The sequence below is a fragment of the Komagataeibacter diospyri genome (genome assembly GCF_043995075.1).
Lineage (GTDB): Bacteria > Pseudomonadota > Alphaproteobacteria > Acetobacterales > Acetobacteraceae > Komagataeibacter > Komagataeibacter diospyri.
On record NZ_CP171836.1, the window covers coordinates 1,450,724 to 1,471,053 of the forward strand.

19 protein-coding genes are annotated in these 20,330 nt (G+C 62.8%); all 19 read right to left on the minus strand.

Features of this window, described 5'->3' with window-relative positions; translation table 11 throughout:
* Positions 1-32 precede the first annotated feature (32 nt).
* The 19 genes from ACE2AA_RS06870 to ACE2AA_RS06960 are packed head-to-tail and all read right to left on the minus strand — an operon-like array spanning position 33 to position 20,309.
* Positions 33-2,564 (minus strand): hypothetical protein, encoded by a 2,532-nt coding sequence (locus tag ACE2AA_RS06870; protein ID WP_395371846.1) that lies wholly within the window; start codon positions 2,562-2,564, stop codon positions 33-35.
* A complete protein-coding gene (locus tag ACE2AA_RS06875) occupies positions 2,557-4,380 on the minus strand; it encodes a hypothetical protein (RefSeq protein ID WP_395371848.1) in 1,824 nt (607 codons plus the stop codon). The genes ACE2AA_RS06870 and ACE2AA_RS06875 overlap by 8 nt, the downstream gene beginning before the upstream one ends.
* Complete coding sequence (locus tag ACE2AA_RS06880) at positions 4,380-7,217, minus strand: transglycosylase SLT domain-containing protein (protein WP_395371850.1); 2,838 nt, start codon at positions 7,215-7,217, stop codon at positions 4,380-4,382. Before ACE2AA_RS06880 ends, ACE2AA_RS06875 begins: the two co-directional genes overlap by 1 nt.
* 3 nt (positions 7,218-7,220) lie before the next feature.
* Positions 7,221-7,808 carry a hypothetical protein gene (locus tag ACE2AA_RS06885; RefSeq protein ID WP_395370790.1) on the minus strand — a complete coding sequence of 196 codons (588 nt, stop codon included), beginning with the start codon at positions 7,806-7,808 and terminating at the stop codon, positions 7,221-7,223.
* A gap of 1 nt (position 7,809) precedes the next feature.
* The gene (locus ACE2AA_RS06890) at positions 7,810-8,268 is read right to left on the minus strand and encodes a hypothetical protein (protein WP_395370789.1); all 459 of its coding nucleotides are present in this window, start codon (positions 8,266-8,268) and stop codon (positions 7,810-7,812) included.
* Positions 8,265-10,400, minus strand: a complete 2,136-nt coding sequence (locus ACE2AA_RS06895) for a hypothetical protein (RefSeq protein WP_395370787.1) — start codon at positions 10,398-10,400, stop codon at positions 8,265-8,267. The genes ACE2AA_RS06890 and ACE2AA_RS06895 overlap by 4 nt, the downstream gene beginning before the upstream one ends.
* Before the next feature lie 9 nt (positions 10,401-10,409).
* Positions 10,410-11,930 (minus strand): hypothetical protein, encoded by a 1,521-nt coding sequence (locus ACE2AA_RS06900; RefSeq protein ID WP_395370785.1) that lies wholly within the window; start codon positions 11,928-11,930, stop codon positions 10,410-10,412.
* On the minus strand, positions 11,927-12,886 hold the full coding sequence (locus ACE2AA_RS06905; protein ID WP_395370784.1) for a hypothetical protein: 960 nt from the start codon (positions 12,884-12,886) through the stop codon (positions 11,927-11,929). Before ACE2AA_RS06905 ends, ACE2AA_RS06900 begins: the two co-directional genes overlap by 4 nt.
* A gap of 10 nt (positions 12,887-12,896) precedes the next feature.
* Positions 12,897-13,115, minus strand: coding sequence for a hypothetical protein (locus tag ACE2AA_RS06910; RefSeq protein ID WP_395370782.1), 219 nt, complete (start codon positions 13,113-13,115; stop codon positions 12,897-12,899).
* An 8-nt stretch (positions 13,116-13,123) separates the two neighbouring features.
* Positions 13,124-13,795 carry a hypothetical protein gene (locus ACE2AA_RS06915; RefSeq protein WP_395370781.1) on the minus strand — a complete coding sequence of 224 codons (672 nt, stop codon included), beginning with the start codon at positions 13,793-13,795 and terminating at the stop codon, positions 13,124-13,126.
* Positions 13,796-13,808: 13 nt separating this feature from the next.
* Positions 13,809-14,861: a major capsid protein gene (locus ACE2AA_RS06920; RefSeq protein WP_395371851.1), complete on the minus strand. Its 1,053-nt coding sequence runs from the start codon at positions 14,859-14,861 to the stop codon at positions 13,809-13,811.
* Positions 14,862-14,872: 11 nt separating this feature from the next.
* Positions 14,873-15,562 (minus strand): hypothetical protein, encoded by a 690-nt coding sequence (locus ACE2AA_RS06925; protein WP_395371853.1) that lies wholly within the window; start codon positions 15,560-15,562, stop codon positions 14,873-14,875.
* Positions 15,555-15,857 carry a hypothetical protein gene (locus ACE2AA_RS06930; RefSeq protein WP_395371854.1) on the minus strand — a complete coding sequence of 101 codons (303 nt, stop codon included), beginning with the start codon at positions 15,855-15,857 and terminating at the stop codon, positions 15,555-15,557. The genes ACE2AA_RS06925 and ACE2AA_RS06930 overlap by 8 nt, the downstream gene beginning before the upstream one ends.
* A complete protein-coding gene (locus tag ACE2AA_RS06935; RefSeq protein ID WP_395371855.1) occupies positions 15,857-17,578 on the minus strand; it encodes a portal protein in 1,722 nt (573 codons plus the stop codon). The genes ACE2AA_RS06930 and ACE2AA_RS06935 overlap by 1 nt, the downstream gene beginning before the upstream one ends.
* Before the next feature lies 1 nt (position 17,579).
* Positions 17,580-17,786, minus strand: coding sequence for a hypothetical protein (locus ACE2AA_RS06940; RefSeq protein WP_395371857.1), 207 nt, complete (start codon positions 17,784-17,786; stop codon positions 17,580-17,582).
* Positions 17,787-17,825: 39 nt separating this feature from the next.
* Positions 17,826-19,328 (minus strand): terminase, encoded by a 1,503-nt coding sequence (locus ACE2AA_RS06945; protein WP_395371859.1) that lies wholly within the window; start codon positions 19,326-19,328, stop codon positions 17,826-17,828.
* Entirely contained in the window at positions 19,318-19,758 is a 441-nt protein-coding gene (locus ACE2AA_RS06950; protein ID WP_395371861.1) for a hypothetical protein, read from the minus strand. Before ACE2AA_RS06950 ends, ACE2AA_RS06945 begins: the two co-directional genes overlap by 11 nt.
* Positions 19,759-19,761: 3 nt before the next feature.
* Positions 19,762-19,965 carry a hypothetical protein gene (locus tag ACE2AA_RS06955; RefSeq protein WP_395371863.1) on the minus strand — a complete coding sequence of 68 codons (204 nt, stop codon included), beginning with the start codon at positions 19,963-19,965 and terminating at the stop codon, positions 19,762-19,764.
* Positions 19,962-20,309, minus strand: coding sequence for a winged helix-turn-helix domain-containing protein (locus ACE2AA_RS06960; RefSeq protein WP_395371865.1), 348 nt, complete (start codon positions 20,307-20,309; stop codon positions 19,962-19,964). The genes ACE2AA_RS06955 and ACE2AA_RS06960 overlap by 4 nt, the downstream gene beginning before the upstream one ends.
* Positions 20,310-20,330: the final 21 nt, after the last annotated feature.

The following is a 20,330-nucleotide window of genomic DNA, read 5'->3' on the forward strand; positions in this document are numbered from 1 at the left end:
CTACCGCACAGTAGGGTATCTGTACAATAGGCTTACTGACCCGCCATTGCCTGATACGGGCTCCAGCTAGGCGACAGCCAGAACTTCTGGCCCTGGTTCTGCTGGATGCCCTGTTGGTAGCGCCTGAGGTATCCGGGGTTCATCATTTCCTGAAGGCGGTAGAACACCAGATAATCAAGGGCGGCGCGGGTGTAGAACAGGTTGCCGAACGGCAGTTCCCGTCGGGCTTCCTGCAACAGGTTCATCTCGAACGTCTTGCCCTTGGGCGCATCGGCGCTGCCCAGCGCCATGTCGCGGCTGTTGGCGAACATCTTGAACAGGCTGCTGGCGTCCGAGAAGGTCGGGCCTGCCAGCGTTTCGAGGAATGAGTTGCCCATGCGGCTCTGTTCCCCGAACAGGAAATCACCATAGATCCCTGCCCCGCCGCCCTGCTGCATGGCAGCCAGCACGGTGCGCCAGTCGGCCGGGTCGCGCGGTTCCTTGCCCACGGCCATCGCTTTCAGGCTCATGGCGGCGTAGCCCAGAACGGTTGTGGCCACGATCAGGTGCGCGATGCCCGCCACGTCCGCGCCGTCGCGCGTGACCTCCCTGCCCCACACGCGCCGGATATGCGTAAGCGGGAACGACTTGAACTGTATGAGCATCCGCATGGCCTGCCCCAGCACCGGGTTCACCCGGTCGGCGGCGGCGTAGCTGCCCTGCATGAAGGCCTGCGTGCGCGGGTCGATCTCGGTCATGCCCTCGCGCACCTGGTCGATGATGTAGGAGGACAGCTTTGATTGCAGTTCGTTGCGAGCTTCATCGTGGGTGATGTTGTCGCGCAGCAGGGGGTTCAGGTCGTCCTCGGTCAGGTGATCCAGTTCGGCTGGCAGGATGTGCATGTTGCCGTCTGCCGCTTCCTTCGCCGTGCCGCGCAAGACGTTCCATTCGGCTTCATCAATGCCGTAGCGCGTGAGCGACTGGCGCAGTTTCGGGTGCAGGCCGCTGAAATCCTTTCCTGCATTGCGCCCAAGGTTGTGGGTCAGCATGGTGCCGAACCCTTCCTTCATGGCATCGGTCCAGTATTGCAGGCCGTTCAGCCGATGGAAGAACTGCACGGTGCGACCCATCTTGCCCAGCGGGCCGTCCTCGCCATGAAAGCGGGTCATGATCGCGCCCAGCGTGCCGTCAATTCCCACGCCCATCATATGCGCGATCTGGCGCCGGTTGCGCGTGCCCTTGCTGAGCGTGCCGGGAACCACGCTTTTCAGCGCGTTCATGTAGCTTTCCAGCAGCGGGATGCCGTTATGCCGCGCCACCGAAGCCGTGACCGCGATATCGGGCAGCGAGGACAGCACCACGCCACCCAACTTGGTGATGGCCTGATAGGAGCGCAGATAGGCCCCGATGGCGGCAATGGTCTTGTTCTGCGGCGCAGCCGCCCGGCCCGTCACCACATCGACCAGCGCGCCATCCTTCAGCGTGCGCAGCCTGTCCACCGTCTTGAAGTCGTTGCGGTCTTTGGCTGTGGCGATGGCCCGATCGGCCACATGGTCGAACATGGCGCGCGGGTTGGTGCCCAGCGTACGCATGACGGCGGCGTTGCGTGCGCCGCGCTCCATGCCCTGCATCACGCTGTCCAGAACGTTGCCCTGGCCGAACTGTTCGTTATAGGCCAGCCAGTCATCGGCAGATCTGAACATCAGGCTGCGTTCCTGACTGGCGCGTTTGGCGGCATTGGCCGGCCCCTTGAACCCGGACAGCCAGTCCGATCCGTTGGCGCTTTCATGCACGCCTGATGCCAGCGCCTGCCATGTGGCGCGCAGGTAATGTTCCTCGCTGGTGTCGGCATCCAGCCGGTCAAAGGTGCGCGGGTCCAGCTTCGGCAGGATGCTGTCGCGCCATGCCCGGTAATCTTCCTCGCCACCATTGCCGCGGATCTTCCACATGTCGTGGCTCTGGCGGGTGACGTAGTGTTCCTGTTTGCCGATCCATGCTCCGGCCTCGTTCTGCATGGCGCGGACCTTTTCCTGATGGCGGTGCAGGATCTCGGCGGCCTGCCGGGCGTGTTCGTTACCCGTGGCCGCGCCCGATGCCGGGTCATCCAGCCGCCACATCTCACGCGCGATATCGCGGTCAAAGTCATGGTTGCGGCGGGTCACGGCCTTGAGCAGCCCGGCGCGGTCGAGGTCCGTCACCAGCGGCCCCATGACATCCGCAACCAGAGCGTGTGTCGTGGCCGCAACCGACAGGGCGGCCCCGCGCTGCGTGTTCTCGCGCCCGGCGATGATGCCTTCCAGCGCCTGCGCTTCCTCGCCTTCGGTCAGGCGGCCCATGATCTCGGACCGGCGGGCAAGGTTGATCTTCTGGTTGCGTTCCTCGATCAGGGAGGCGATGCGGCGTTCCATGCCAAGCTGCCGCCCGGCCTCGCGCGCGGCGTCCTGCAGCGACATGCCTTCGCTCATCAGGCGGTCCATGCGGCGCTGGGTGCTGGCAAACACCTCATGCAGTTCATCTTCGGACAGGGCGCGGCCCGCGGCGCGCGCGGCGGTCTCGAAACAGTGGCGATATGATCCGTCAGCCATTCTTCATATTCCCGATCATGCAGCCTGCGGCGGCTTCATACGCGCGGGCATCGCCTTCCGCGCGCTGTGTCTGTTCATGGATGTCGTCCAGCGCCTTGCGGTCCTCGTCCGTCATGCCTTCGGGCATGGTCATCTCCCCTTCGCCATCCGTGGCCATGCCAAGGCGGCGGTTGGCGTCATCCACGGCGGCGCGGGCCTGCGCCAGTTCGTCATCTGCTGTGCCGCCCGTTACCTGCGGGGCAGCGGCTTCGGCCTGGTCCACCGATCGACGGGAGGATATGATGTCCGGCGTATCTTCAAGGGTCTTGCGGTGGGCGGAATCGGTGAGTATATTAGCTGCACTGCTCTGCATCCCGCCGCTCCCCAACCCGGTCGAACCGGACGGAACCTGCGACTGGGCATAAGAGGGATGGTCCCCGTCCGGATGGGGTGAGCCAGAAAGGGCGGACTGGCTCCATAGCAGTTCATTTTTTTTCAGGGACCGGTATCTGAACGGGGCCGCAGTGGCGACCCGGTAGTGCCCTTCTCCATCTTCCTGCAAGTGCAAGATGGCCGCGTTGTGTCGGGAGTCTGAATTCGTTTTCCCCCTAATCTGGCTGGCAAACAGTGCTACAGCCTTGTTGTGGCCCATATCGCGCCTGATCTCGTTCATATTGCCGATCGTATCGCGCACAAATGATATGGCATCAGGGTATCCCTGCGAACGGATGTCACGTCCATGCTGGGCTTCGATATGGAGACGACCGTAATTGTCTCCGGCTTTTTCCGCCCCTGAGCCGGGGAAGTAATGTTGACCTTCCGACAGGATGATGGGCAACGACGGCACGCCGTCTATTCCTTCCGGAATGTGCCCAACCTGAACAGGCGCATCAAGCGGCGTGCCCGGAACGTCCTCGGGTCGCGTCGGTGGCCATGGCCGATCATCCATTCCCTGCGCCTGATCCTGCGCCCGCGTGGGGATTTCCTGCCCTGCCCCTTCGGGGTCAATCGCATCCGTCAGTTCACCCACCACGTTGGGGCGGTCCTGCGCCAGGGCGGCGATAGCCTCGTTCGTCGCGACGTTGCGCGCCTCGGGCGACAGGCTTTCCATCCGGTCGGATACCGGATTGGCCATGTCATCCAGCGTGGGGGCCGTGTCCTTGGTCGGCTGGGCCTTTTCCAGTTCGCGCGCCGGGAACGCCATGTGCATGCCGCCGCCCAACAGGCCGCCAAATGCAACGTTGATCAGCGCCTGTCCCATGGTCCAGTCGTTATGCTCGTCCTGCGAGATGCCGTAATTCAGCGGTTCCAGCGCAGCCTGTCCGGCCATGCCCTGCGTGGCCCCGGCCAGCCCGCGGGCTGCCAGACGGCTATCAACACCGAACCGGCCAAGAATGGATGCCGCGCGGGCCTCCCCCATGCCCGGCACGAAGGCCGAGGCGACATTCAGCGGATCAAGGAACTGTGGCAGAAGGCCGCCGCCAATGCGGGCAGTGCCGCCCAGTATGCCGCCCGGCCCGCTGGACATGGTGGCCTGCCGGACGGCCTGCGCATGTTTCTGCTGGTACAGGTCGTTGGCCAGCGCATCCGATACCGGCGCGCTGAACTTCAGGCCCGGCGTCTGATACCGGCTGTTGGCCTGATCGGCTGTCAGGATGTTGGGGTCCAGTGCCTGCGCGCGATGGCGCACCCAGTCGGCAATACCCATAACCGGCGTATCATGGATGCCTTCCGACACGGCCGCGCCAAGGGTCTGTCCCAGCGTGGACTGCATGTTGTCCGTGCCCTGCTGCTGGACGGATGCGGCTTCGATCGGGTCACCACTGATGAACGGCATTAGCCCAGCCCCCCTGACTGCACGGTGTTGAGCGACCCCGGATACGGCGCGGACCCGCCACCCTTGCCATACTGGCCGGAGCGCATGCCATCGAACGTGACGGTCACCGGGCTGCCGTCCTTGCGGCGCATGACGTAAGGCGTGGCCCCGTTGCGTGGCGGGATGACCAGCACGAGGCCGCTTTCATCATTATTGGGCACCCACTGGCCGCCTGCGCGTGCGGCGCTGATGCCGAAATCCTTGCGGTCCTGATCGGTCAGGTCCGGCGCCGTGCCTGGGATCGGGGCGAGGTCGGATGGCCTGAGCGATGACAGGACACTGGCCGTAGCCGTGCGCGCGGCAGGCAGCATGCCCTTGGGCACGCGCATGCTGCCCGAAATGTCGTATTTGCTGTTGATCACGCCATCGACCGCGTTGGTCAGGGCCGTGCCGCTGTCCTGCCCGTGGGCGATGTAATAGAGCGCCAGCCGTTTTGTCGCATCATGCACGGTACGGTACAGCGCATCGCCCCCGCTGCTGTTGACGGTGGTGGCACGAAAGGCGGCAAGCTGGTCCTCCACCGGGTCATCGCCGCCCTTGGGCAGGATGTTACTGGCTGCCTGCCCGGCTGCTTCCTGCAACTGGGGCATGGTCCCCGCCTGCAATGCGCGCTGGAAATCGGCGCGGGCCATGGTCTGGTCCGCCGTGTCCATGTTCGCCAGCACCTGATAGTCGGGCGGAAGTCTGCCATACTGGACAAGTTCGCCAAACGCCTTCGGCCATTGCTGCCCATACTGCCGGGCAATGCCGTCCATGGTCTGGCCGATATCTTCCCTGGCCGGGTCAGCGCTGGAAATCTGCTGCGATAGCGCCTGAACCTGATCGTTGGTCAGGATGCGGGGTGTCTGGCTGGGCGCAAGGTAACGCTGCATGGCCATGCCCTGTGCGGCGTAAGCCTGCTGCGCCTGTGCCATCTGCGCGGGATCTCCCGACTGCTGTGCTGCCTGCACGGCCTGTGCCGCCTGCTGCATGGCGGGGGCGCTGGCGACGTAGGTGGCGGGATCTTTCTTCATTGCCTCCATGCGCTGGGTGATGACGGCGTTACGCATGCTCGCCACCTGCACACGCCGCTGGTAACTGCCAATATCCTCGCCATTGCGCATGGCGTCGGTGTCGCGCTGCATGGCGGCGGCTACCTGATCGGGCGGGGCGAAGCGCAGGGCGTTGGCTTCGTCCGCGCCCTGCCGCATGACCTGCAGGCCCTGAATGGTGCGCTCTGCCTGATCAGGCTCCTGCAACTGCCGGATCTGGGCTTCGGGGATGTCGTTGGTGGTGTTGCCGTGGGCGTAGGCCGAACCGAGATCACGCAGGCTATCAGCCAGTTGCCCGCGCCGGGTTGCGGTTGTGGCTTCCCATATGGACCTGTCACGGCTGAGCAGCGAATAGGCGTAGGTCTTGGCCTCGTCCGCGATGGGCAGTTTCGAGATGGCGACCTCGCGCGCGTTCCAGTCCGGTGCGGTATGGGATGGCGGATCATTGGGCGGGCTCTGTGCGGCACCGGCACGGGAGACGTAATTACGGGTTTCGTTGAACGGAATGGCCGCCACGAAGTCCGCATCACTGATGCCGCCCGTGCGCGGGTCGCCATTCTCCCTGATCCACTTATCCACGTTGCCCGGGCCCGCATTGTAGGCTGCGCAGGCCAGCGTCTGGTTCCCGCCATATTTCTGGCATAGCTGGCTGAAATAGGCCTGCCCGAGCGCCTGATTATAAGCCCCATCCTGATGGAAGCGGTTTTCATCCCACGGCAGCCCGACCGACTGCGCCACCTGTCGGGCCGTGTCGGGCATGAGCTGTGCGCGGCCAACTGCGCCCTTGCCCGATGTGATCGGATTGCCCCTGGCGTCCATCTGCTGGCCGCCGCTTTCCAGATGGATCATGGCGGCGAATGTCGCGTCCGGGTCCGTTCCCTGCGGAATGGCCACAGCCTGCGTTTCCGGTTCACCCGATACCGCATGATATCCCATCGTGCCCTGCTGGCGGTACAGGTGCGGCCGGTTCTGTTCCGATGCCTGTGCGTAGGCCGGGGCAGACATATGTCCCTGATTGGCGTCAAGGATGCTCTGGGCCTTTATCGCATCGTTGTTATTGGTCGCGGACTGGGCGGCCTGCATGAAAAACTGGTCGTTCCACTGCTGCAGCTTGGCCTGCGCGATGGGGCTGTCCATCGGCACGCCCTGCAGCGCCAGCCGCGCCTGTATCAGGTTGCGGCCCGTGTTGATCGCGCCACCGAATGCCGCCGGGTTGTCCAGATTGGCCGCGCCCGTACTGGCCGCGTTGGTCAGGCTGTCCTTCAGCACGTCATCCTGATACGCCTGCCGCTGGCGTCCGGCATGTTCATACATGGCGTTGAACGCGCCGGTCTGGAACTGCGTGCTGGCCTGCTGGAAAGCGCGGGCCTGATCGGCATTCATACCCTGCATCAGGCTCTGCCGGTAGGTGTTGATATCCTGCGTGGCCTGACCAAGGCCATCCACGGCGGCCTTGCCCTGCATGCCGAAATAGCCTGCCGCCTCTGGCATGCCGTCCTGCGCGTCCGGATCGCCATACTGCGCCGTGCGGACATGGGCCTGAAAGGTGTTCATGGCCGCGCTGACTGCGGTCAGGTTGTCTTCCTGCGCATGGCGCTGGGCCATCTGGCCAAGGCTTTCGGATGCCTGGTTCATCCCATCGCCTATGCGGGAGAACCCTTCGGCGATATTGCTGCCGAACGCACCGGGCTTTGCATTGGCCTCCAGGTAGCCATTGGGGATTTCGCTGGGCAATTCGCTGCCAGGCGTGAAGATCGGATCAGCCATCAGTTACCACCCGGAAATATTGACGCCGGTGCCCGCGAAAGCATTGGACATGCCGGCATCTTCACCGCCGCCCTCAAGCGCGCCGCTGTCTTTCATGTCGTCCCACTTGTCCGCGAACTGGCTGGCGCCACCGATCAGGCTTCCGGCCGCACCCATCGCACCGCCAAAGATTGCGCTGCTGGCGGCCTTTTTGTCCGCCGCCGCTTCGTTATCGAAATTGACCACCTGATTGCGGTAATCCACCGCGCGGGCGTCGGCGTTATACTGGATGCCCGCCACGTTCTGACCCGTGGTCATGGCTGTGGCGTTCTGCACATCCAGCGCGGAGCCGCTGTTCAGGGTGACGCCGTTGGCCGCCATCTGCGCGCGCTGTGCGCCAAGCTGCTGCGCGCCCTGCTGATACGCACGCTGGGCTGCGACATCGCCCTGATCCAGCGCCACATCGGCGTCCCGGCCTGCCATATTGGCGTTCTGCTGGGCAATGCGCGCTTCGTATTTGTCCTGACTGGCTTCGGATATGCCGCCGAGAATGGAGCCGACGCCACCAAGAAGGGAGCCACCGGCCCCCATCGCCGCCGATGCGACACCCATGCTATCCCCTCATTTCCGCACGGCAGAACAGCGCGCCGCCAACGCCGACAGGCTCCGGGTCATGGATGGTAAAGCCAAGCCAGCGCAGCCAGCGGATGGCCTGCGAATATTCCGCATCCACCCGGTTTGTTAGTACGGTGTGGGTGCGCCGCCATTCCTGCACCCATCGCCGGGTCTCGCGCAGGAACAGTTTGCGGTGCCGGGCAAGGTGGATGGTGCCGATCATCCACGGGCAGCCGATGGACGGGTCAAGCAACACTGGTTCGACCAGGCCGAACACGCCAAGGGGGCGGTCACCATCCAGCATGATGGCCGCCACGGCGGAGTGTGCGATGCTGTGGCGGACGGACATGGTCACGGGCAGCGGCGACGTGCGGGCGATTTCGAGCCGGTCCGCCGGGCGCAGGATGGGCGCAATCAGGTCGGCATCATCCGGCACGGCGGCGCGGATGGTGATCAATTGCCAACCTCCACATCGACGTCCAGGCCCGTCACCGTACAGGGCAGCGGGTAATTCTGGAACACGTCCACCTTGCCATACTGGTCCCAGTTGGCGGCCGGGATCACGAACTGCACATCTGACGACAGCGTGCCGGATGTGGCGGCGCTTCCGACCGGGCGCGTGCGGGCGCCATCATCGGTCGAGACCTCGATACCGGCCGTGTTGTAGAGCATGGTGTAGATCTTGCTGACGCGCTTGCGGCGGCTGAACTGCGGGGGCTGCCCAAGGTCCAGTGGCAGGGATTGCATATGCGCCGCGATCGGCAGTCCGACCGTAACCGTGCTGCCCGCCACCGGCAGGGTGACTGCGCCGTTCGTGACGGTCAGGCCAGTATACCCCTTGCCATCAATGCAGGCGGAAACCGTCTGCCCTTCCAGATGCGCCAGCCCCGATACCGCGGTGACAGCCTCACCCGTGTATTGCAGCCCGGCATCCACGAACCACGCTTTGGTAATATCGGCGTTCGCCGTGCCAAGCTGGCGCGTGTGCAGACGCTCGAGATAGGCAACCGTCTTGCCGTTGATCGTGCGCTCAACCACGAAATAGACGGTGTCCTCGACAACACCATTCTCGGTTTCTTCCGGCACGACCGTCACGGCGGTGAACGCCCCGTTGGTCGTGATGTGCTGGTGCCATGCCCATATCTGCTGCTCTTTCAGATAGGTCAGGCCCAGCAGCGTACCGTCCGATCGCACCGCCCACACGATGTTGAACGGAAACTGGGCGAACCGCCAGTCATCTATCGTGTAGCCATAGAACAGGTGGTCAGCCAGAACCGACAGGTCGTTGCCATTATAGACGGCAGCGTAATAGTCATACTGCAGGTCGCGGACATGGCTGCCCTTGCTTTCGACAAACAGCACGTCCTGGTCGATGGGCAGCGGCAGCGTGTCGGCCGCGCCTACGAACATCTGTGGCGTGACCGTTACATCCGCTGGCGTGATGGCCTTGCCCGCATCGCCCCCGCTCACCTTCCACACGCTGCCAGCCGTGAAGATGATCAGGTCCGCCATGGGCACGATATGCCTGATCTGGTTCACCTGCTGGGATGCGATGGTGGCCGTGATGGCGTCATCGTCCTTGACCGGGTTCGCTACATCCATGTTGGTGTAGTTGCCCGAGCGCGTCATCCAGATGGTCTGCGGGTCCGCCGTTGATCCACCGAATACCCGGCGCTGCTGGAAATATGACACGCAGGACGGATTGTTTCCGTCGCTGAACGGGTCTTCATGCGTAGGTGGACCGATGGCCGTATCCGGTTCGTAATCGGTATCCTGAAACGTCAGGTCTGTTGTGGACCCGATCAGACCGTACGACCCGGCATATTTGCGGTAGATGTTGTAGTAATCCGCGCCCGACACTTCGGACCAGTTGACGGTATTGTAGTTTCCGTACTGGGTGTAGTAGCCGATATTGTAGTTACTGACAGACGCAACCGCTGACACATTGCTCTCACTGCTCAGTGCTATGGAAACCGCCGTCACCACGTAATCATAGGTTGCGGACGATATGCCCGGCGTGGTGCCGGTATTTCCCGCGTTGCCTTTGGTAGCAGTCGTGCTGACGGTGCCGGGCGCATCAATGCCTGCGGCAAACGAAACTTCGGCCAGCGTCCAGTCGGTCTCCCCGCTGCGTGACAGGTTGTAGAGGGGGTAGGACGGGTGCGCGATGGTCAGCACGTCCGCCGACTGCACCCATCGGATGCCCCACACGTCCGCCACGGCATAGGGCGTGGCAACCTCATACACGCTGCCATCGCTGTTGGTCAGGTACACGCCATTGGAAATGAAGCGGATGTATTCATTACCCATTTCCAGCACGTAGGACTGCGTGTTGTTGTAGACGAACGGCACAAGACGCGGCAGGTTGGCCGCGTCCTTCACCGCACCGATGAACTGCGTTCCCGGCCGATTGCTGGCGCCGCCCTGCACATGCACGAAGAAGTTTGTCAGCTGGCACGCGCCGGTCTGCCATTTCTCCATATCCGAACGGAAGCGCAGCATGGGCGATATGATGCCCGCGGCAAATGCCGGCCGATATGCGATGGCAGGACGTGGACCACCCGGGGGCATCTGGCTTCCCTGTGACATGATACCCTCCTAAAGGGAACTGAGGGCTATTCTCTTCCACGTGCCCGCGCTGGTACAGAAATAGGCGTAGCTATCATCATTCATGACAGCTCCCTTCGTGCAGGTGGAAGATGATGTCGGAGTGTAACTGGCAGATGTGGCGATTCCCGCAAAAATCGCGTATCCGTTCGTGTCAATGGAAGCGACTTCCGTTTCGGCTGAATTATAGCCCTGGAACAGAAACCCGGATCCGTCAGAGCGCGCATATGCCTGATAGGATACCGTGGCGTCGCGGACGGAAATGCCGGTTGACCACGGAAGAAGTCCGCCGGAATAGTCATTGTGCTGAATATCGACGGCTACCGAACTGGTGGTGTTGCCCGCAGCGCCCCCACCCGTGATGAACAGTCCGCGCGAAATGCCACCATCCAGAACCTTGCCGTTGAAGTTCAGATCGATTTCGTATGCCGCACCGGAGTTGGAACTGAGGTTCAGAACGTCGTTACGCACTTCCATGCTGTAATTCGTCCCGGACGCGCCGCCCGTGCCTGTATCGGCCCCCGCATAAAGACACGACACCATGCGCTTGGTGGTGACCGTATCGCCGGTGTTGGGCCGGTTTGGCAGACACTCGACAGCATGTCCGATCAGGGCGGAACCGCTTGAGGGCAGTGTCAGGGCCGCCGGGTCAATCTCTTCCTTGGTGTTGGCGACAATCAACCACGGGTTCGTGTAAAGGGAATTCAATACGCCCGCTCCGGTGCCCGGCGTGCCAAGTGCGGCGCCGGAGAGAACATTCCCGTTGAAATTGAAGCGGCCAAGCATCTTGTTGGTAAACGTGCCGGTATTCACAACATATCCCTTGGAGGAATATGGGAAATTTACCTCAAGATTATCGGCTTCGGCGGCAGCAATTGCGTTCGTGAACGGCGCCCCATTATCGGTAGCACCGTCACCAACGGCGCCATAATCCCGTACATCAGTCACCGATAAAGCGCGGTCTGCCAGCGTGCGAGCCGTGCTGGCGCCTGTCGCCGTCACAGTGGAAGAACTGACGTTGCCCACAATGGTATCGGCATTCAGGGTGCTGGCGGTTAAACCGTCTGGCACGGTAACAAGGCCGCTTGCCAGGTCAACGGAAATGGGATTGTCCTTGTAGACGCCACTGACATATCGACCAAGAATCATGGCATCGGCATTGGCCGCGTCGCTTCCCAGTTCCCATACGATTGAACCGTTCACATTATAGAGGACGGACGCCCGGCCCGTTGATGTCGGGTTGGCGACGGAAAGGCCGGTTGCCGTGCCATTATCCTTGTCCAGTTTATCCCCTACACTGGTCAGTAAACCGGCAGCGAAATCAGAAAGCGTCTGACCGTTGATGACCAGATTGCCAGCGTTCCCGTTGACATCCATCTTGGACGCCCACCAGTCATGCCACTCCCTGGGGGACGGGATGTAATTCTGTGCCCAGTTTGGGGCAGACTGTGCATGGGACACGCCACCACCAATAAGCAGCGCCACGAACGACAGCATGACAGGCTTTTTCATTCTTCGGTTTCTCCCTCATCTGGCTGGGCACCAAGTTCGATGTTGTTGTGATATGGCCTGCGCCAGCCGACAGGACTTGCCCCGATGGTCAGGATGCCGATACGACTGTCTGGCGTGCTGGCTGGAATGTACTGGCTGTCCCGGTTGGCGATGGCTTTGGCGGGTATGCCGGAATTCGGCACGCCGTTCAGTGTATCTGCCGGGGTCAGGTGCGCCGGGATCGGGCTGTTTGCAGCGGCATCTCCGACCACGAAGCCGCCGGGGAATGTCTCGTTCACCGAGCGGATCGGCCGCCATTCATCACGCAGCGCGGGCATGCCGCGCACCCTGATCCAGTCGGGGATGTAATCGGTATTCTGCTGTTCCAGCACCTGATCAGCCTGCATGGCCTGCTGTAATGCCGTGGCTGCCATGCTGCGCATCTGGCCCGCAATCTCGCCGCTGCCCGTTACGGCAATGGCGATCTCGGCCGCCAGCGCCCATGTGAACGCCTCACGGAACTGCTGCCGCCAGTTGTCTATGGGCTGGGCATTCGAGACATATTGCACCTGCACGCTGGCGTGGTTGGTGCGGATGACGGGCCCGGTATCAGATGTGCCGGCCGTCCCCACGCCCTCGCCAAACGGCAAACAGGCGCGGAACAGCGCATGCCGTGCCTCTCGGTCCATCGGAGGATGGTGTGGCCCCGTCGCAGGCAGGACCTTGTGCACCGTCACGCAGTCGGATGGCCTCTGGAACTCGTACTGCCATTGCGGGTCCGTGCTGGCCGCACCGGTGCCGGTGGCCGTGACGCGGCAAAAGCGCCACTGATACGCCGAGAACAGCGTATCAAGGCACATCTGCCAGAACGCACCGCAGGCGGTTGCCTCAGCCGATCCATCCGTCAGTGACGTGATCGTGCTGCGCGTTCCCGCCCGCAGGAGTGCCGCGTTGCACAGGTCGATCTGCGTGGTCACAGGCCGTGCCTTACTGGCCCTGTTTGTCGATCATCGCGGCGATGAAGCGGGGATCGGACGCGCTGATGCGCTGGCCGACCTGCTTCTGGTATTCCGCCATCTTCTTTTCGGCGGCAGCGTCCAGAGGTTCCAGGTTGGAGCTGGGGTTACCATCATACTGGATGATGGCCCCCGGTTCCTCGACCTTACCGCCGATGTAGCTTTTGGTGAGAACCTTGTATTTCGCCATGGTGCGCCTCACGCCACGTAGTTGCGGGGGTACGGGACGTTCGCGGGAACATCCAGATTGATGCCAGCCATGACCGTGCCTGCATCAAGTGCTACGGACGCCGTGTAGGTCAGGCGCATGTAGCGGTAGAGCGTGTTGGAGAACGCGGGCTTGGCACGGACGAGGAAGGGCGTGCGCTGGCTCAGCGCGCCCAGATCGATGCCGGGAAATTCCTCAAGCGTGTCCCAGTCGGAGCCATCCTGCGAAATCTGCACGGCCACATCCATCGTGGGATCGGGAGGCGCTGCAACCGTGACCGTGGGCGCGGATGTGTAACCCGCGCCACCAGCCGTGACCGTGAAGCCGGTGACAACGCCGTTTTCCACGGTAGCCGTTGCCTCAGCCCCCGCACCACCACCACCGGAAATGGTAACAACGGGTGCCGAGGAATAACCCGCGCCACCGGATGCCACCGCGATGGCGGTTACGGCACCGCTGGCTTCGGTTGCGGTGCCCGTTGCGGTCGCAGTATCGGCCAGCGGCAGCGTGCCGCATTCGGCAAACACCTTGAACGGACCTGTCGGCCCGAAATCACGGTTCTGCGAGAAGTCGATAATGTTGGTCGAGGGGGTAGCAGCACCGGCCGCGAGCGCGGTCAGGTCCTGCGCGTTGCTGAACAGCAGCAGTCCATCAATGATCATCTGGGCGGTTTCCTTACTGGACCGTTTCTTCGGTGTTCAGGATCTGGTCGCAGGTGCGGATGGGGATGCCACGGAAGGCCGTGACCGGCTTGCCGTCCCATTCCAGCATCTGCAGCAGCACGTTGGTCTTGTTGAGCGCCTGCAGGTCCAGCGCCGTGCCGAGCGTGCGGTTGACGTAGATGGCCGGACGCCCCCACGAAAGCGGCTGTCCGCCGGTCGCCTGCGTTGCGGTCTGCACGTTGGTCACACCACGCGGCATGGTGGGGATCTTGTGCACGGCGGCGACCAGCATGGAAATCAGGTTGGCGGCACTGTCGCCCGTCAGGCTGTCCACATCGATGTTGGCGATGCGGACCACGAAACGCCAGTCACGCACGGTCAGGCCGCAATCCCATTTGTAGTGGGACTGATACGCCTGATACGGGTTGCCGTTGGCGTCCAGAACCGGCGCATCGGTCGTCACGTCATTGCGCTGCAGCCCGGCAATGCGCCCCTTGGGGAAAATGCCGAACGCGGTGGTCGGCCCCCAGCAGGTCAGCCACATCGACGTGTTGCTGGTGCCCCGGCCGCCTGCGTCGATCACGTTGACGGCGTTGGCCGCCTTGGTCGCATCGACCGTGCTGTAGCGCGGCGCAAGCCCGGTGAAGGCGGGAAGGTCGCTCTGCTCGGTGCCGTAAAACAGCGTGCCCGCCATCTGCTGGTTCATGCCCTCGATGAAGGCCATGTCCTCGGACAGGCGGAAGGCGGCTACGTCGCCCTCAAGGTTCGCCAGATCCTTGTCCACCAGCGAATAGGTTTCCAGCATGCCGCAGCTATCGGTGATCTGCGCGGTCGTGCTCTTGGCGCGCGGCACGCCGTAGTTGAGCATACGCCACGTGGCCGCAGGCAGCCCGGTGCGCACGGTCGTCTTGTTGCCGGTGGCGAGGTTGCCCATCTTCCACAGCATGTCGTCAAGGATTTCGTTGGTCTGGGACAGCAGGTTCACGATATCCGCGATCTCGCCGTCCTCGCGCCGCGCGGCCCAGTCGGCCAGCGTCAGGCAGGTGGTGCTGGAAATGGTTGCCACCGGTTATGCTCCTATTTGGATGGATACAGCCGCTGGGCCATATCTTCGAATGTGCTGCCACCACGCTTTTCCGGCGCGGGCTTTCCTTTGTCGGGCGGTTCGGCCAGACCCATCGCCTTGCCGATCTGCACGAAGGCGCGGATGACGGTGGGGTTGTTGCCAGCGCCCGTCTCGGCCAGCGCCTGCACGAGATCCCTGCCGCCATAGGACTGGATCACGCGATCGGCTGCCGCTTTGGCGTCCGGGTTCAGGCCGGTGCCATCGGACAGCGTGCGGTCGGACAGGACTTCCTGCCGCCACTTCATCGCCTGTTCGTGCTGGGCCTGACCGGCCTGTTCAAGCTGCTGCTGGACGAACTGCAGCCCGTGCTGCGTAATCGCGCTGAACTGCTCCTGCGTCAGTCCGGCTTCACGCGCCGCGCTCTCGTAATCGCCCATCGCCTTTTCATCGACGCTGAAACCTTCGGGCGGCGTGAATTCGTATTTCTCCGGGACGGCAGGCTTTTCAGTCGGCTTTCCCTGTTCGCCGCCTTCCGGCGCGCCCTCGCCATTCGGGGATGCAACTTCGTTCGCCGCTCCGCCCGCAGGCTCCTGCGCCCCGGTCGGCGTACTGTCCGTGCCGCCACCCAGAAGGGTGTCGGTTGCTCCGCCACCATCAGTGGTATCAGCAGGCGCAGCAGCACTTGTGGGTTCATCACTCATCCGCGTTCAGGCTCTCCATGAGGATATTGCTCAGGATGCCTTCACCCGCGTTTGTTAGTACCGTGTGCAGCTTGATGCCGATATCGCGCTGACCTTCGCGAAACGCGGTCACCAGCGGGTCGCCCGGCACGAATGACCCGGCCATGAACTGCGTCTCGTTCAGGATGCGCAGCAGTACGCGCCGACCGCGCGGGTCGGATACCACCCATGCAAGGTCAAGCTGATCGGTTGCAGCGCGTGCCTTGCGCCGCGTGCGCCGCTCGCTGACCTGTTCGGGATCATGCGGGTCATACATCAGCCGCCACCCCCGATGCCGGACATGATCGCCTGCAATGCGTTCTGGCCGCCCCCCACATCCGTGTCGGACAGGTTCTTGGCACCCGCCGCCATCTGCTGCGCCTGTTCGGCTGCCGCCTGCTGCTGCTGGGCGTATTCACGCTGCTGGCGCATCTGGGCCACGGCCTGCGGGTCACGCATGATCGCCTGGTTGATGCTGAGCAGGTTGCCGTAAATGTCCACGGCCTGATCCAGATCCACGTTATCCATCACGCTCTGGTCCACGCTGACCAGACCGCCGCAGAAGCGCACGAACTGCTCGATGCCCGTGGTCTCGGTCGCGCGCTGGGCCTGCGCCAGAACTGAAATGTAATTGACCTTGAGCGGCCCGGTGCCCATCTGCTGCGGGCGTGGCGGCAACAGACCGCCGCGTTCCATGATGCCCAGCGTCACGTTGATGATCGGGTTCAGCGCCTCGTTATGAAACCGCTCCAGCACTGGACCGAGGGCCAGAAGCTTCTCCTGCTGGCGCACGTTGATCTCGGCGGCTGTTGGTGGCTGTGCCTGATCCATCTGACTGACCATCAGGATCAGGTCATTCTTCAGCGTGGTGCGAATGGCTTCCTGAAACGCCCGTATGCGCTCGACCAGCGGCGCAATGTTCGGGCTGGTCTGGTACACCGGGCGCAGGCCCGCGCCATTGCCCATGGTGTTCAGGCCGGGAATGAAGTTGATGCCGTTGGGGATCAGGCTGACCAGACCGTTCTGCATGGCGGCATCGGCCTGCATCGGGGGGCGCGCAAACTTGTCCACCACTTCGGCACAGCGTAACTGGGCAAGCTGTAGCGACTTCACATCGCCCAGCGCGTCTTCTGCCGGACCGTGGCCGTACGCATCGTTGGACACGGCATGCCAGCGCGGACAGATGAACGGCTTTTCGGGATAACCCTCGACACGCAGGACCGGCACGCTCGGATTGCCGTATTCGTAATACACGCCGATATATGGAGCGCCCCGCCAGCCAATGGCACCCGGCACGCGGTCAAGGTTGGGCATGATGGCGTGCACCACGGGGATTTCCCGCGTAAGCTGGCGGCTGTCATACAGTCCCTGCACTGTGGGCGAGCAGTTCTCATACCCGAACTTGCTGACCACCTGCCGGACGTTCTGCACATACTCGCGCACCAGCGTGTCGATCTCCATCCGCGCGTTCTGCATGATGAAGTATTCGCCAGCCGTGAGCGGGTAGAACCGCACCACGTCCTCGTAATCCTGCTGGATGATGACCGCGCCCGTGCCAAACCCCGCGATTTCCTCGTAAAGCTGGGCCATGGCGTTGTAGAAATTGCCGGTGGCGAACACGCGCTGCAGCCGTTTCTGCACGATGGCCAGCCACTGCTTTACGTCCGGGTCATCGTTCAACTGGTCATTGTTGGTGGAAAGCTGGAACCAGTCCCGCGCCGGGCTGGTGATGCCCGCCATCAGGAACGCCGCCAGATCGCCCACACACTTGGTGGCCGTGCGGTCCACGATCTGCGTGCCCTTGGGCAGGCCGCGTGACCCCTGGTTGGGCAGCAGGTTATTATACCGGCCGCGCGTGGGCATGATGTACCACGTGATCTCGCGCCATGTTTCCCTCCACGATGACCGGTCCATGCGCATGAGCACGATCAGGCGGTCTATCTCGTCGCGGGTTTTCTGCTCGGGGCTGGTATCGTCAGACGGTGCGGCGCGCGCCATGTCAGCCACCCAGCAATGTCTTGGGTGCGCTGGTCGCGGTCTGGCTCAGCCCCGATGGTCCGGTCAGCATGGTCGATCCCATGCCGCCAGCCATGCGCGCAGCCTGCGTGGTCGAGTTCTGCAACCCCTGCACGGTATTGTTCACCGTCTGCCCCGCCATCGGCGCAGGCGTCGGGGTTACCACCTTCGGAGATTTGAAAATGCCCATGACAGCCCTGTGCGGGCCGTTTGTTAGTATGGTGTGGTGTCAGGCGTACGGGTCGTAGTCGCCCTGCACCTGCTGCCCTACGGGACCGGCGGGACTGCCTGAAAACTGTGACGGTGCGACGGGATAGGCAAAGGTGAGCGCCAAAGCATCCCCCACGTCAGGCGATGCCAGTCCGCGCTTCTTCATGTCTTCCTTGCGCTCAAGGATGATCTCGTTGCGCGGATTGAAGAAATACCACGGGCCAGCAAGGTCCGTGCGCAGTTCCTCATCATCCGGTATGCCGCCGGTTTTCAGCCACGCCCGCATGGTGCCCCACATCTCTGCACGCTTGTTGGCATAGCTTTCGGACTGGATATCGTAATTCACGCGGTCAGATTTTCCGCCAAACTGCACTTCCATCAGGCCACGCACGCGCAACTGCCTGCATCGGTCCACCACGCCCGCACCGACGCCACCGGCATCGACAAACACCGCATCCGCACCATACCGGGCAGCTTCATCCGCCACGCGGGCGGCAAGCTGCATCGTGTCCACGTTGCGCAGCCTGATCGGCGGGATCAGCCTGGCATCGCGCCCCTTGCGGAAAAAGATCACCGACTGGTCGTCGCCATACCGCGCCACGTCCACGCCAATGACCAGCGCATCGGACAGGATGGCCGCCACATCACGCCGGGCGGCTGCCTCGATGGCGTCCGTGCCGATGAACTGCATGGAGCCTGCCCGCGGGAACAGGCCGCGCACACGCACCCGCATGAAGTCGCTGTCCTCGCCATAGGCTGTTGCCCATTCCTCGAACAGCCGCTTGTTCGTGCCTTCGACCGCCCGGCTGTCGATCTGCCTGCCATGCCAGCGGTGGCGCTGCCTGTTGAAACATTCAAAGAACCGGCCAACGGGCTGCGTGGGATTCCCGAACGCGCACCAGATGATCTCTGTCCCCTCATCCGTCAGCGCGCCTTCCGCCACTTCCCACACACGGTCAATGATGCCCGAAGCCTCATCGAATACCAGCAGGATGCGACGGCCCACGTTGTGCAGTCCGGCAAACGCCTCAAGGTTCGTCTCGGACCATGTGACCGCATCCGTTCGCCACGTCTTGTCGTGGCCCGGTAGCGTGGAATGGATCGACATGCCATGCACCTTGAACCAGTGCGAGCAGATCAGCAGCCGGAACCATTTGCTGATTTCAGGGAATGTCTTGGTGCGCAACTGCGGTTCGGTGTTGGCCGTCACCACCACCTTGGTATCGGGGCACGTGCATAGCGCCCACGCGATCAGCATGGACACCAGCGCCGATTTGCCGATGCCGTGGCCCGAACTGACCGCCTGCAGGACGGGCATCAGGACATGTTCTGGCGCATAGCCCTCTCGCAGCCGGTCACCGACCGATTGCAGGATCTCGCGTTGCCATTTGCGCGGCCCGGCGGCATTGGCAAGGTCCGTGCCTTCCTTGCCCCACGGGAACGCAAACAGCACGAAACCCAGCGGGTCGAGGCTGTAGCTGGCAATCTCTTCCGCCAGTAGCGCTTCAATATCAGCCGCCACGCGCCCGCCTGCGCCCTTCATCGATCAGCGCGGCAATGTCCGTGTTGACGTTCATGTCCACGGTAGAGCGGTCGCGGTATTTCTCTGGCCTGTGCGCCTTGAGCAGCGTGGTCAGCAGGCTGTCGCTGTAACGGCGCTGCAGGACCGGCTTGTCTTCCTCGTCGAGAACCAGACCATCCTTGCAGGTGACATACTCGTCGTAGCCATCCCGGCCACGGCGCCATGCTTCTGCCTCAAGCGTGTCAACGGCCTGATCCATGGCCGCCTTCCATGCTTCGGAAAATTCCTCGTCCTCGCGCTTCATGCGATACGCGGCGCACCGATCGATGCCTGCAACCGCGCAGGATGCCGTCACGTTTCCAGAGTTCGCCAGATGCTCAAGAAAACGCGCGCGTTGACCGGTGGTACGCGTATCGTGTCCGCGCGCCATGCCTTACATCCCCACCCGCTTGACTGCGGCCATATGCCCAACCCTGATGATCCTCTCCCGCATCTGCCCAACGTTGGTGGCAATCTGCATGAACATCGGATCGCTACGGTGCATGGCCAGTTCCGCCGCTGCTTCCTCGGCATGCCTCAGCCCGGCCACCATCTTTTCGTATGCGTCGTTCTCGCTATTGGTAACGCTGCGTCTCATCGGCTTTTCCTCGACTGAATGTAATATCCAACTTCGCGTTCATTCCTGATCTCGACCCCGCTCGGTCCTTCTGTTCCGATCAGGCAGATCAGACCGCGCAACTTGCTGATCTTTTCCCGGATCACACGCCCCGGATCATCTGGCTCATCATCGGGGTCAGACCATATCGCCTGCGTTATCGCGTCCTGCGATTGGATGACCCCTTCCCGCCGCATCAGCTTTTCCATGATGCGGAACGGTACGGGCGCCAGCAGCACTTCACCGCGAGGGCCAGCCAGCACATGCCGTCCGACATCCAGCGACAGCTTGCCGACCCGGTAAATCTCGTCCTGCATCACTGCCATGCCTGCGCTCCGAACAGTATC

Excerpts from the sequence above, each read along its gene's own strand:
- ACE2AA_RS06910 (WP_395370782.1), bottom strand. The coding sequence starts at position 13,115 with ATGGCGAAATACAAGGTTCTCACCAAAAGCTACATCGGCGGTAAGGTC.
- ACE2AA_RS06930 (WP_395371854.1), bottom strand. The coding sequence starts at position 15,857 with ATGTATGACCCGCATGATCCCGAACAGGTCAGCGAGCGGCGCACGCGG.
- ACE2AA_RS06880 (WP_395371850.1), bottom strand. The coding sequence starts at position 7,217 with ATGGCTGATCCGATCTTCACGCCTGGCAGCGAATTGCCCAGCGAAATC.
- ACE2AA_RS06925 (WP_395371853.1), bottom strand. The coding sequence starts at position 15,562 with ATGAGTGATGAACCCACAAGTGCTGCTGCGCCTGCTGATACCACTGAT.
- ACE2AA_RS06870 (WP_395371846.1), bottom strand. The coding sequence starts at position 2,564 with ATGGCTGACGGATCATATCGCCACTGTTTCGAGACCGCCGCGCGCGCC.
- ACE2AA_RS06895 (WP_395370787.1), bottom strand. The coding sequence starts at position 10,400 with ATGTCACAGGGAAGCCAGATGCCCCCGGGTGGTCCACGTCCTGCCATC.
- ACE2AA_RS06875 (WP_395371848.1), bottom strand. The coding sequence starts at position 4,380 with ATGCCGTTCATCAGTGGTGACCCGATCGAAGCCGCATCCGTCCAGCAG.
- ACE2AA_RS06915 (WP_395370781.1), bottom strand. The coding sequence starts at position 13,795 with ATGATCATTGATGGACTGCTGCTGTTCAGCAACGCGCAGGACCTGACC.
- ACE2AA_RS06935 (WP_395371855.1), bottom strand. The coding sequence starts at position 17,578 with ATGGCGCGCGCCGCACCGTCTGACGATACCAGCCCCGAGCAGAAAACC.
- ACE2AA_RS06900 (WP_395370785.1), bottom strand. The coding sequence starts at position 11,930 with ATGAAAAAGCCTGTCATGCTGTCGTTCGTGGCGCTGCTTATTGGTGGT.
- ACE2AA_RS06955 (WP_395371863.1), bottom strand. The coding sequence starts at position 19,965 with ATGAGACGCAGCGTTACCAATAGCGAGAACGACGCATACGAAAAGATG.
- ACE2AA_RS06885 (WP_395370790.1), bottom strand. The coding sequence starts at position 7,808 with ATGGGTGTCGCATCGGCGGCGATGGGGGCCGGTGGCTCCCTTCTTGGT.
- ACE2AA_RS06950 (WP_395371861.1), bottom strand. The coding sequence starts at position 19,758 with ATGGCGCGCGGACACGATACGCGTACCACCGGTCAACGCGCGCGTTTT.
- ACE2AA_RS06960 (WP_395371865.1), bottom strand. The coding sequence starts at position 20,309 with ATGGCAGTGATGCAGGACGAGATTTACCGGGTCGGCAAGCTGTCGCTG.
- ACE2AA_RS06940 (WP_395371857.1), bottom strand. The coding sequence starts at position 17,786 with ATGGGCATTTTCAAATCTCCGAAGGTGGTAACCCCGACGCCTGCGCCG.